At 72.6% G+C, this 12,066-nt stretch carries 9 protein-coding genes; 5 read left to right on the top strand and 4 right to left on the bottom strand.

What is annotated here, in order from left to right; translation table 11 throughout:
* Window positions 1-54: 54 nt before the first annotated feature.
* Window positions 55-3,585, top strand: a complete 3,531-nt coding sequence (gene mfd, locus ACH41F_RS17655) for a transcription-repair coupling factor (protein WP_391231671.1) — start codon at window positions 55-57, stop codon at window positions 3,583-3,585.
* 423 nt (window positions 3,586-4,008) lie between these two features.
* Here the strand turns inward: mfd and ACH41F_RS17650 are convergent, their stop codons facing one another.
* On the bottom strand, window positions 4,009-4,602 hold the full coding sequence (locus ACH41F_RS17650; RefSeq protein ID WP_391231670.1) for a WHG domain-containing protein: 594 nt from the start codon (window positions 4,600-4,602) through the stop codon (window positions 4,009-4,011).
* Between the two features lie 140 nt (window positions 4,603-4,742).
* On the opposite strand from ACH41F_RS17650, the gene ACH41F_RS17645 reads away from it, so the two are divergent.
* A complete protein-coding gene (locus tag ACH41F_RS17645; RefSeq protein WP_391231669.1) occupies window positions 4,743-5,648 on the top strand; it encodes a hypothetical protein in 906 nt (301 codons plus the stop codon).
* A gap of 230 nt (window positions 5,649-5,878) precedes the next feature.
* Here ACH41F_RS17645 and ACH41F_RS17640 read toward each other — a convergent pair whose 3' ends face one another.
* Window positions 5,879-6,064 (bottom strand): Rv0909 family putative TA system antitoxin, encoded by a 186-nt coding sequence (locus ACH41F_RS17640; RefSeq protein WP_391231668.1) that lies wholly within the window; start codon window positions 6,062-6,064, stop codon window positions 5,879-5,881.
* 187 nt (window positions 6,065-6,251) lie between these two features.
* On the opposite strand from ACH41F_RS17640, the gene ACH41F_RS17635 reads away from it, so the two are divergent.
* Entirely contained in the window at window positions 6,252-7,022 is a 771-nt protein-coding gene (locus ACH41F_RS17635; protein ID WP_398836497.1) for an HNH endonuclease family protein, read from the top strand.
* A gap of 43 nt (window positions 7,023-7,065) precedes the next feature.
* Window positions 7,066-7,809 carry a GNAT family N-acetyltransferase gene (locus tag ACH41F_RS17630; RefSeq protein WP_398836495.1) on the top strand — a complete coding sequence of 248 codons (744 nt, stop codon included), beginning with the start codon at window positions 7,066-7,068 and terminating at the stop codon, window positions 7,807-7,809.
* A 48-nt stretch (window positions 7,810-7,857) separates the two neighbouring features.
* On the opposite strand, the gene ACH41F_RS17625 is transcribed toward ACH41F_RS17630, so the two are convergent.
* Both ACH41F_RS17625 and ACH41F_RS17620 read right to left on the bottom strand, forming a co-directional pair.
* Complete coding sequence (locus tag ACH41F_RS17625) at window positions 7,858-8,634, bottom strand: hypothetical protein (RefSeq protein ID WP_398836493.1); 777 nt, start codon at window positions 8,632-8,634, stop codon at window positions 7,858-7,860.
* 221 nt (window positions 8,635-8,855) lie between these two features.
* Window positions 8,856-9,551, bottom strand: a complete 696-nt coding sequence (locus ACH41F_RS17620; RefSeq protein WP_391231663.1) for a hypothetical protein — start codon at window positions 9,549-9,551, stop codon at window positions 8,856-8,858.
* A 270-nt stretch (window positions 9,552-9,821) separates the two neighbouring features.
* On the opposite strand from ACH41F_RS17620, the gene ACH41F_RS17615 reads away from it, so the two are divergent.
* On the top strand, window positions 9,822-12,044 hold the full coding sequence (locus tag ACH41F_RS17615; RefSeq protein WP_398836491.1) for an N-6 DNA methylase: 2,223 nt from the start codon (window positions 9,822-9,824) through the stop codon (window positions 12,042-12,044).
* Window positions 12,045-12,066: the final 22 nt, after the last annotated feature.

The raw sequence follows: 12,066 nt of genomic DNA, 5'->3' as shown, positions 1-12,066 counted from the left end.
TACTGCGTGTCGGGCCCTTCGTGTTGCCCACCCCCTGGATGGAAGCGCCCCTCCATGAGCCTGCACGGTCTGCTCGACGCCGTCGTCAAGGACGCCGCCCTCGCGGAAGCGATCACCGCGGCCTCGGACGGCAACCGCATGCACGTCGACCTGGTCGGCCCCCCGGCGGCCCGCCCCTTCGCGATCGCCGCACTCGCCCGCGAGGCCGGCCGCCCGGTCCTGGCGGTGACCGCGACCGGCCGCGAGGCGGAGGACCTGGCCGCGGCCCTGCGCTCCCTGCTCCCGCCGGAGGGTGTCGTCGACTACCCGTCGTGGGAGACCCTCCCGCACGAGCGCCTGAGCCCCCGCAGCGACACCGTGGGCCGTCGGCTCGCCGTCCTGCGCCGCCTGGCGCACCCGCGCCCCGAGGACCCCGAGACTGGCCCGGTCTCGGTGGTCGTGGCGCCCGTGCGCTCGGTGCTCCAGCCGCAGGTGAAGGGCCTCGGCGACCTCGAACCGGTGGCCCTGAGGACGGGCCAGACGGCCGACCTGAACGAGATCGTCGAAGCGCTGGCCGCGGCCGCCTACGCGCGCGTGGAGCTCGTCGAGAAGCGCGGCGAGTTCGCCGTCCGCGGCGGCATCCTGGACGTCTTCCCGCCCACCGAGGAACACCCGCTCCGCGTCGAGTTCTGGGGCGACGACGTCGAGGAGATCCGCTACTTCAAGGTCGCCGACCAGCGCTCCCTGGAAGTCGCCGAGCACGGTCTGTGGGCCCCGCCCTGCCGGGAGCTGCTCCTCACCGACGACGTACGCGCGCGTGCGCGGGCCCTCGCCGAGGAGCACCCTGAGCTGGGCGAGCTGCTCGGCAAGATCGCCGAGGGGATCGCTGTGGAGGGCATGGAGTCCCTCGCGCCGGTCCTCGTCGACGACATGGAGCTGCTGATCGACGTACTGCCCAAGGGCGCCATGGCCGTCGTCTGCGACCCCGAGCGGGTACGCACGCGTGCCGCGGATCTCGTGGCGACGTCGCAGGAGTTCCTGCAAGCCTCCTGGGCGGCCACGGCGGGCGGCGGCGAGGCGCCGATCGACGTCGGCGCGGCCTCCCTGTGGTCGCTCGCGGACGTCCGCGACCGGGCCCGCGAGCTGGACATGATGTGGTGGTCGGTGTCGCCGTTCGCCGGGGACCTGGAGCTGGAGGCGGACACCCTCCAGCTCGGCATGCACGCCCCCGAGACCTACCGCGGCGACACCGCGAAGGCCCTCGCCGACACCAAGGGCTGGCTGGCCGAGGGCTGGCGCACGGTCTTCGTGACCGAGGCGCACGGCCCGGCCGCCCGGACTGTGGAGGTGCTCGGCGGCGAGGGCATCGCGGCCCGTCTGGAAGCCGAGCTGGGGGAGATCACCCCCTCGGTCGTGCACGTGGCGTGCGGCTCGATCGACTACGGCTTCGTCGACGCCGCGCTGCGGCTCGCCGTCCTCACCGAGACCGACCTGACCGGCCAGAAGGCGGCCGGCAAGGACGGCGCCCGGATGCCCGCCAGACGCCGCAAGACGATCGACCCGCTGACCCTGGAGGCCGGCGACTACATCGTCCACGAGCAGCACGGCGTGGGCCGCTACATCGAGATGGTGCAGCGCACCGTCCAGGGCGCCACGCGCGAGTACCTCGTCGTCGAGTACGCCCCCGCCAAGCGCGGCCAGCCCGGCGACCGCCTCTACATCCCCACCGACCAGCTGGAGCAGATCACCAAGTACGTCGGTGGCGAGGCGCCCACACTGCACCGCCTCGGCGGCGCCGACTGGACCAAGACGAAGGCCCGCGCGAAGAAGGCGGTCAAGGAGATCGCCGCGGACCTGATCAAGCTGTACAGCGCGCGCATGGCGGCGCCCGGCCACACCTTCGGCCCGGACACCCCCTGGCAGCGCGAGCTGGAGGACGCCTTCCCGTACGCGGAGACCCCGGACCAGCTCACCACCATCGCCGAGGTCAAGGAGGACATGGAGAAGTCGGTCCCCATGGACCGGCTGATCTGCGGCGACGTCGGCTACGGCAAGACGGAGATCGCGGTCCGGGCCGCCTTCAAGGCCGTCCAGGACGGCAAGCAGGTCGCCGTCCTCGTCCCGACGACCCTGCTGGTGCAGCAGCACTTCGGGACGTTCTCCGAGCGCTACTCCCAGTTCCCCGTCGTCGTGAAGGCGCTCAGCCGCTTCCAGACCGACACCGAGGCGAAGGCGGTCCTGGAGGGCCTGCGCGAGGGCTCCGTGGACGTCGTCATCGGCACCCACCGGCTGTTCTCCTCCGAGACCAAGTTCAAGGACCTCGGCCTGGTCATCGTCGACGAGGAGCAGCGCTTCGGCGTCGAGCACAAGGAGCAGCTGAAGAAGCTCCGCGCCAACGTCGACGTCCTGACCATGTCCGCGACCCCCATCCCGCGCACCCTGGAGATGGCGGTCACCGGCATCCGCGAGATGTCGACGATCACCACCCCGCCGGAGGAGCGCCACCCGGTGCTCACCTTCGTCGGCCCGTACGAGGAGAAGCAGATCGGCGCGGCGATCCGCCGTGAACTGCTGCGCGAGGGCCAGGTCTTCTACATCCACAACCGGGTCGAGTCGATCGACCGGGCGGCCTCCCGGCTGCGCGAGATCGTCCCCGAGGCGCGCATCGCGATCGCCCACGGCCAGATGACGGAGCAGGCCCTCGAACAGGTCGTCGTCGACTTCTGGGAGAAGAAGTTCGACGTGCTCGTGTCGACCACGATCGTCGAGTCCGGCATCGACATCTCCAACGCGAACACCCTCATCGTGGAGCGCGGCGACAACTTCGGCCTCTCCCAACTGCACCAGCTGCGCGGCCGGGTGGGACGCGGCAGGGAACGCGGCTACGCCTACTTCCTCTACCCGCCGGAGAAGCCCCTCACGGAGACCGCCCACGAGCGCCTCGCGACCATCGCCCAGCACACGGAGATGGGCGCGGGCATGTACGTGGCGATGAAGGACCTGGAGATCCGGGGAGCGGGCAACCTGCTCGGTGGCGAACAGTCCGGCCACATCGCGGGCGTCGGCTTCGACCTGTACGTCCGCATGGTCGGCGAGGCGGTCGCGGACTACAGGGCGGCCCTGGACGGCGGCGTGGAGGAGGAACCGCCGCTGGAGGTCAAGGTCGAGCTCCCGGTCGACGCCCACGTCCCGCACGACTACGCGCCCGGCGAGCGGCTCCGCCTCCAGGCCTACCGCTCGATCGCCTCGGCCACCACCGAGGACGACATCAAGGCCGTACGCGAGGAACTCGTCGACCGCTACGGCAAGTTGCCGGAGCCGGTGGAGAACCTGCTGCTGGTCGCGGGCCTGCGGATGCTGGCCCGCGCGTGCGGCGTCGGCGAGATCGTCCTCCAGGGCACCAACATCCGCTTCGCGCCCGTGGAGTTGCGCGAGTCCCAGGAACTGCGGCTCAAGCGGCTCTACCCCGGGACCGTCATCAAGCCGGCGGCGCACCAGGTGCTGGTGCCGCGCCCGAAGACGGCGAAGGTGGGCGGAAAGCCGCTGGTCGGGCGGGAGTTGCTGGGGTGGGTGGGGGAGTTTTTGGCTTCGGTGTTGGGGTCGTAGGGGGGCGGGCGCGGGTCATAGGGGGCGGGCGCGGGTCGCGGGGGTGCGGGGCCTGGCGTCGCGGGGCGTGGAGCCGGGGCGCCGGGCCTGGAGTCGCGGGGGTGCGGGGCGTGGCCGGGGGTGCCCGGCCTGGCGTCGCGGGGCGTGGGGCCCGGGGGCGCCGGATCTGAGTCGCGGGGCCTGGGGGCGGGGCGCCGGGTCCGGGGGTGCGCCGGTGTCCCCGGGGGGTGGGGCGGTGGCCTCAGGGGGTGGCTGGTGCCGTGGCTGGTGGCCTCAGGTGGTTGGCCGGTGCCGTGGCTGGTGCCGTCAGGTGGTGGGCCGGTGCCGTCAGGCGGTGGCCGTTGCCGTGGCTGGAGCCGTCAGGTTGCGGCCGGTGCTGCAGTCCGGTGCCTCAGGGGGTGGCCGGTGCTGTGGCCGGTGGCCTCAGGTGGAGGGCCGGAACAGCATCGTCGCCAGGGTGCGGAACACGTCCTCGGGATCCTTCTCGCCCACCGGCCCGTCCAGGTTGTGGCCCAGGAGGAGCGTGGCGAAGCCGTGGGCGAGGGACCAGGCGGCGACTCCGGCCAGGCGGGGGTCCAGGCCGAGGCCCTCGGGGTCGACCTGGGACACGGCCTCGCGCAGGGCGTCGCCGGCCAGGGCGCGGGCGGTGGTGAGTTCGAGGTCGTCGGGGCGGAGCAGTCCGGGCGCGAACATCACCTGGAAGTGCGCCGGATGCTCACGCGCGAAGCGTACGTAGCGCACGCCCGCCTCCTTGAGGTCGGCCGTCTCGCGGAGGGTGCTCGCCAGCAGCCCGAACCCCTCGGCCGCGATCGCCGTGAGCAGACCGGTGCGGTCCCCGAAGTGGTGCGCGGGGGCCGCGTGGGAGACCCCGGCCCGGCGGGCGAGGTCGCGCAGGCTCAGCGCGGCGGGACCGTCGGCGGCGATGACGTCGAGCGCGGCGCTGAGGACGGCGCGACGCAGGTCGCCGTGGTGGTAGGGGCGGCGCGAGGCCGTCTTCGTCGTGTCCGCGGATGCCATGGTCGCCAGGGTACGCCCAATCTAGGCATTGACAAGTTCGAGCCGCTCGGTCAATCTTGTCAGTGTCAAGTTACGGGGCGGGTCCGGGTAGTGGGTCACGCCGTGCATCACGGGACTCGGACACGATGGGGAGGCATGCCATGTCACAGGACGAGAGCGGTACCGGTGCCGAGACCACCGGGATCGATCCGGCACGCGTACGTCAGCTCTGGCACCTGCTGGAACCCCTGCACGCGGTGCTGTACTACGCACCCGAGGTCTTCGAGGAGGCCGCGGACCTCGGATACGACACCAAGGAACGCTGGCCGAGCTACTTTCCGCTCCGCGCGGCCCCGTTGGGGACGGTGGGCGCCGAACGCGTGACCTCCGCCTTCTACAGCTTCAGCCCCCGGATGGTCGCCGAGCACATCGACTCGGCGTGGGGCGTCGCGACCCCCGAGGCGGTGCTGGCCGCCCGACTGCGGGGCGTCGACGGGGCGTACCGCGCGATATTCGGCGAAGGCGTCGACAGCCCCGAGCTGGCGGAGGCCGCCGCCCTCGCCCGCCGCGCCGCCGAAGCGGTGAGCACCGCGGGCCGCCCCCTCGCCGCGGCCAACGCCGAGCTGGAGTGGCCCACCATCCCGCACCTCCAGCTGTGGCACGCGGCGACGATCCTGCGCGAGCACCGCGGCGACGGGCACCTCGCGGCCCTGCTGCTCGCCGACCTCGACCCGGTCGAGTCCCTCGTCTCCTTCGCGGCGACAGGCGCCGCTTCCGTCGAGCGCTTCGAGAGCCGCGGCTGGAGCGGCGCGCAGTGGTCGGCGGCACGTGACCGCCTCGCCGCCCGGGGCCTGGTCGACGAGGCCGACGGTACGGCGACGGAGGCGGGCCGCGCCCTGCGCGACCAGGTCGAGCGGGACACCGACCGACTCGCCGCCGCCCCCTGGCAGGTGCTCGGCCAGACCGACACCGACCGCCTCGTGGAACTGCTCGGCGATTACTGGGTGGCAGTCCTCTCCTCCGGCCTGCTTCCTTCGGAGACGACGCTGGGCATCGGCAAGGTCTGAGACCCGGGACGCGCCCGACCCCGGGGCGCGGAATGCCCTCAACTGCGGGTCCGGCCTGCGGAGGGCATGCCCCCGGTGTTCCGTTTCCGCGGGGTCCCGACGGGAAACACGAAGCCGCCCGCGGGAGTTGAGCCTGTGCGGACGGCCTCGGTCTCATGGTGGTTCAGGGGACCCCGGCCCGGGCGGGTCGCCCGGCAGGGATCTCGTTCTCCTCCGTGGGTCTGCTGGTCCTACGGCTGTTGGGGCCGGTCGCGGTCCATGCCCATCGCGCCTTCGATCTTCTGCTGCGCGTCGTCGACCTGGCTCTCGTACTTGTTGCCCGTCCTGTCGTTGACCTTGCGTTCCGCCGCGTCGGACATGCCCTTGGCCTTGTCCTGCGCCATGCGGTTGCTCTTGAACCTGTCGAGGATGCCCATCCAGAGCTCCTTCCGGAGGTGACTCAGCAAAGACGATACGCCCGACTTGAGAGGTACGCCCCTTGAGGCGCCGTAGGGCCTGGGCCCCTTGGCCAGTACGGTGAGGGCGGGCAGGCGTGCCCGGGCGGGGTTCGGGCAGACGTGCCCGAGCGGGGGCGCAACCAGGAGAACAGGGGAGGGACGCACCGTGACGCGTCGGAGGGGTGGGGCGGCGGGCGCCGCGGCGATGCTCGGCATGGTCGTACTGCTCGCCGGTTGCGAGGGCGTGGAGTTGCCCGCGGACGGCGAGCCCTCCGCTGCCGGCCCGGTCGTCGGATCCGGCCGCGCGGTGAGCCCGCTGGACAACCCGGACGGCACCAGGCCGGGCCTCGCGGCCATCACCTCGGACGCCGACAGGGCGAAGGCGCGCGCCCTGATCGAGAAGGTGAAGACCAAGGGCCGCGGCCCCAAGACGGGTTACGACCGGGACGAGTTCGGCTACGCCTGGATGGACTCCGCCCCCGGCGGCATCCCCTTCTCCCGCAACGGCTGCGACACCCGCAACGACCTGCTCCAGCGCGACGGCGAGGAGGTCCGCCTCCGTTCCGGCTCGGACTGTGTCGTCGTCTCCATGACGCTGGCCGACCCCTACACCGGCAAGGAGATCGACTGGGCCAAGTCCCGGGCCACGTCGGTGCAGATAGACCATGTGATGCCGCTGTCGTACGACTGGCAGATGGGCGCCTCGCGCTGGGACAAGGGCAAGCGTCAGGACATCGCCAACGACCCGCTCAACCTCATCCCGGTGGACGGCCCGACCAACGGCTCCAAGAGCGACTCGGGGCCCGCGTCCTGGCTGCCCCCGAACAAGCGGATCCGCTGCTCGTACGCGGTGCGGTTCGCGCAGGTCTCGCTGAAGTACGAGCTTCCCGTGACGACGGCCGACAAGGAGATCATGCTGCGGCAGTGCGGCGGCTGAAAACCGGTTCCCGGCCCCGGCGACACCCGCCTACGGTGAGCGCATGGAACTGAAGGTGTCGAGTCTCGCCGAACGCCCCGACGCCCACGGGCGGGTGGCCACCATGGACAACAGCTGGCCGGAGTTCGTCACCCACGACCTGGTGGGCGACCACCACTACGACCGGATCGCCACCGAGTTCCCCGAGTACGTGCTGTTCGCCGAGGACGACCGGGGCGAGGTCGTCGCCACCGCGTTCAGCGTGCCCTTCGCCCTCGACACCGAGGACCGGGGCGAACTGCCCGTCCGGGGCTGGGACGAGGTGCTCCTGTGGGCCTTCGCCGACCTGCGCCGCGGGGTGCGGCCGGACACGGTCAGCGCGATCGCCATCATCGTCCGCCCCGACCACCAGGGCCGCAGTCTGTCCGGCCGCATGCTGTCGGCGATGCGCGACAACGCCCGCGCACACGGCTTCAGCGAGGTCGTCGCCCCGGTCCGCCCCAACGCCAAGCACCTCGAACCGCACACCCCCATCGAGGAGTACGCGCACCGCGTACGCCCCGACGGGCTCCCGCACGACCCGTGGCTGCGCGTCCACGCCCGGGCCGGCGCCACCGTCCACGCCGTGGCCCCGGCGTCCATGACCGTCGCCGCGTCGCTGGAGCAGTGGCGCCGCTGGACGGGGCTGCCCTTCGACACCCAGGGCGACGTCGAGGTCCCGGGGGCGCTGGTGCCGGTGCGGTGCGAGCCGGAGCGGGGGTACGCGGTGTACGTCGAGCCGAACGTGTGGATGCGGCATCCGCTGTAGCGGCACGGCACGGCTGGTGTGGGTACCCGGTGCGTTGTGTGGGGCGGGTCAGGCGCCCAGGGCGTCGAGGTCCAGGATCTCGCCACTGGGCTTCTTCGCCGGCACGGGCTCGTCGTACGCGCTGAAGGTCAGGGTGCCCGGGTCGCTCGTGGAGGCGCTGTCCACCCGCAGGAGATACGGCTTGCCCTCGGTGGCGACGTACAGCGTGTAGCGGTCCTTGCCGTCCCGCTCGTTCAACGTGATCGCGGGCGTGCCGTCCACGGTGGTGGTCTTGCCGCGCGAGGCGTTCGAATCGGCGTCGTCGGCGTCGCCGAGGACCGTGTCCAGGTCGCAGAAGCCCGCGATCTCCTTGGCGTCCTCGCCCTTCGCGGACATCTTGGTCCACTTCCCCGCCAGCATGCCCACGGCCGCGTCGACGTCCGACTCCTTCTCGCCCTTGCTCTGGGCGCGCAGGAAGGCCTCGTCGTACTTCATGTAGACGGTGTCACCGACCTTGATCAGGTCGGCCTTGCCCTCGCCGCCCATGCTCATCGTGCCGGCACACTCGCCCTGCTTGTTCAGAGCCATGTCGACGGTGATGGTCCCACCGGCGTCGCCGTCGGGCACGTCGCCCTTCATGCGCAGGGAGGAGGCGCCGGTCGTGGCGTCGACGGCCCGGTCGGCGATCTCGCTGCCGGTCAGCCCGGCGAACGGCTCCTTGGCCTTGCTCGGCGTGCTGGACGCGCGGCCCTTGCCGTCCGTCTTGTCCTGGCCGGACTGGCAACCGGTGAGGGCGAGGGTGGTCGCGGCGGTGAGGCAGAGAGCGGCGAGTGCGGTACGGCGCATGGGAGTTCCTCGGTGGTGTCGGGGTGTGGTGAGTGTGGTGCGTGTGGTGCGGTGAGTTGTGGTGCGGTGGGGTGCGCCGGGGCGCCGGGGCGCCGGTAGGACGGAGCCAGGGGGCGCGGGTGCGCGGGGCGCGCAGGGACGCGCTGCGTGGCGCGGAAGGAGCGGTCCGGCGGGGTGCAGCCGTGGGTCGGCCCCCGCCGGACCGCCGTACGGGGCCGGCGTCAGCCGGTCTTCTTCCAGTCCGTGCAGCCGGACGTCTTGAAGTAGGTGTCGGAGGCGCTGATCGTGACGACGGCCGAACCGGTCACGTTGTCGTTCGCGATGATCGAGTCGAGGCCGTGCTCGGCGTCCTTGGTGCGCTCCCAGTAGCACATGTCGTCCTCGTTGCCGGCGGACTTGTACGTGCCGGGCGCGATGTCGGCGCCGACCTTGAACATGCCGCCGTCGCCCGCCATCGTGGCGGCCGGGGAGCCCTTCGCCTGGGCGCCGACGGCCTCCCAGTCGTTGCAGTCGCTCGACTTGAAGAGCTTGTCGGAGGCCTTGACGGTCACGTAACTGGTGCCGGTGACATTGTCGTTGGCCAGCAGCGAGTCCATCTCGCCCGAGGAGTCCTTGGCGCGCTCCCAGTAGCACATGCCGTCGTCGTTGCCGGTGGTCCGGTAGGTGCCGGGCTTGATGTCGGAACCGACCTGGAAGTCGCCGTCCCCCTCGAAGGCGACCTTCTTCTCCTCGGCCGCCTTCGCCGCGTCCTTCTTGCCGGAGCCTCCGGAGCCACCGGCCTTCGCCCGGGCGGATGCCGAAGAGCCCTTGCCGCTGCTCGTGGTGTCGCCGCCGTCGTCGCCGGAGTTCGCCGACACGGCACCGATGACGACGATCCCCACGACGGCCCCCAGCGCGACCTTGCCCTTCATGCCCATGACGGTGTCCCCCTCCAACGCGACGTGACAGCCGCTTTTCGGCTGCCGCTCGTTCGCTGGGTCAATAAGACCAGAGCCTGTGAACCGAGTCAACACGGTTCACGAACTAGGTCGTGTACACGACTGTGAAGGGATGGATCCCGCCGACGCCGCTATGCTCGGCGTCACACGCGCACCGCACGGCAGTCGCAGCAGCTACAGCAGGTGCACCAGGTACAGCAGGTGCCGGAACGCGCGGGGCCACGCAGGACGACGAGGGGAGCCGGGCCGGTGCAGGACAACGCCACAGAGGTGACCGCCGCCGGGATCGCCCGGCTGGCCGGCGTCGGCCGCGCCGCCGTCAGCAACTGGCGCCGCCGCCACCCCGACTTCCCCAAGCCCGTCGGAGGCACCGAGACCAGCCCCTCCTTCGCCCTCGCCGAGGTCGAGGCCTGGCTGCGTGACCAGGGCAAACTCGCCGAGGTGCCGCTGCGTGAACGCGTCTGGCAGCAGCTCTCCGGGCACCCCGCGGGGCCGGTCACCGCCCTCACCCACGCCGGCTGCGTCCTGCTGCTCATCCACGACCGCCCCACCGTCTGGCTGGACGCGAGCGCGGGCTCAGACGCACGGCTCGCGGCGGTGCTGTCGGGGGCGCTCGCGGAGGTGCTGACACCACGGTTCGGCGCCGCGACGGCTGTGAACTCCCCGGCTGCCGTGAACACCGTGAACGCCGTGAACACCCCGGGCGCCGTGAACCGCCCTGATGCGACAAACAGTCCCGGTGCGCTGAGCAACCCCGGTGCGGCGACCAGCCCCGGTGCGGCGGCCACCCCCGGTGCAGCGACCACCCCCGGCGCTGTGAACTCCGCACCCCCCGTGAACCCCCGCCCCGCCGTTCACACCCCCACCGGCCCCCAACTCCTCCCCTCCGTCCCCCTCCTACGCGGCGCAGCCGAACTCGCGGCCGAACTGGGCGCCCGCCAGACCTACGAGTTCCTGCTCGGCCGCCACCTCGACGCCAACCCGCGCCAGTACACGCTCACCCCCGCCGAACTGGCCGAACTCATGGCCGACCTCGCCGGCCCCGCCCGCACCGTCCTCGACCCGGCCTGCGGCACCGGCACCCTGCTGCGCGCCGTCTCCGCCCGCCCCGACCAGGAGCTGTACGCGCAGGACAGCGCCCCCGACCTCGCCGGTCTCACCGCGCTCCGGCTCGCCCTGCACTCTCGCGCCGGCGTGCACAGCGCCACCGGTGACACCCTGCGTGCCGACGCCTTCCCGGCGCTGCGCGCCGACGCCGTGCTGTGCCATCCGCCGTTCAACGAGCGCAACTGGGGGCACGACGAACTCGCGTACGACCCCCGCTGGGAGTACGGCTTCCCGGCCCGTACCGAGTCCGAGCTGGCCTGGGTCCAGCACGCGCTCGCCCGCCTCAAGGACGGCGGCACCGCCGTCCTGCTGATGCCGCCCGCCGCCGCCTCCCGCCGCTCCGGCCGCCGTATCCGCGCAGACCTGCTGCGCCGGGGCGCGCTGCGCGCGGTCGTCGCCCTGCCGGTCGGCGCGGCACCCCCGTACAACATCCCGCTCCACCTGTGGGTGCTGCGCCGCACCGAGAAGGCGCCGGCCCAGCCCGAGGTTCTGCTCGCCGACAGCGGCCGGTTCGCCGGTGAGGGGCGCGGCGGCCCGGACTGGCGTGCCGTGCGCGACGCGGTGCTCGACGCCTGGCGCGCCTTCGACCGCGCGGGCACGCTTCAGGAGCGCCCCGGGCTCGCGCGCTCCCTGCCCGTCATCGAACTCCTCGACGACGACGTGGACCTCGCCCCCGCCCGCCACCTCCCGCCCGCGGCGGCGGCCGAGGGCGCCGAGGCGCTCACGGCGGTACGCGAGCGCCTCGGCGAGACCCTGCGCCTGACCACCGACCTCACCCCCCCGCCCGTCGACACCGCACCACCCGCGCGCTGGCCGCTCACCACCATCGGCGAACTCGCGCGCGGGGGAGCCCTGGTGCTGCGCACCGGCGGGAACGGCGGCCACGCGCGCGTACCCGTCCTCACCGACCACGACGTCCTCGCCGGCACCGCGCCCTCCGGCACGCTCCCCGAGAGCGGCGAGGAGGCCGTGCTGGTGGAGCCGGGTGACGTCGTCGTGCCCGTGCTCGGCGGCGGCTCGGTGGCGCGCGTGATCGACGACGCGAGCGGAGGCGCCGCCCTCGGGCGCAACCTCGTGCTCCTGCGCCCCGATCCCGCGGCGCTCGACACCTGGTTCCTCGCCGGCTTCCTGCGCGGCACCGCCAACAACCGCCAGGCCAGCAGCTACGCCTCCACCGCCACCCGCCTGGACGTGCGCCGCCTCCAACTGCCCCGGCTCCCGCTGGACGAACAACGGCGCTACGGCGCGCGCTTCCGCGCACTCGACGAGTTCGAGCAGGCGCTCAGGCGCGCGGGCCGGCTCGGGGACCAGCTCGTGCGCGGCATGTACGACGGCCTCACGGACGGCACGGTCGCCCCCGACTGACCCGCGCGTGACACCCCGTCGA

The organism is Streptomyces sp. NPDC020489, from assembly GCF_044386545.1.
GTDB lineage: Bacteria > Actinomycetota > Actinomycetes > Streptomycetales > Streptomycetaceae > Streptomyces.
Note: the sequence above shows the minus strand (reverse complement) of the source record. Positions and strands in the feature narration are given on the sequence as shown.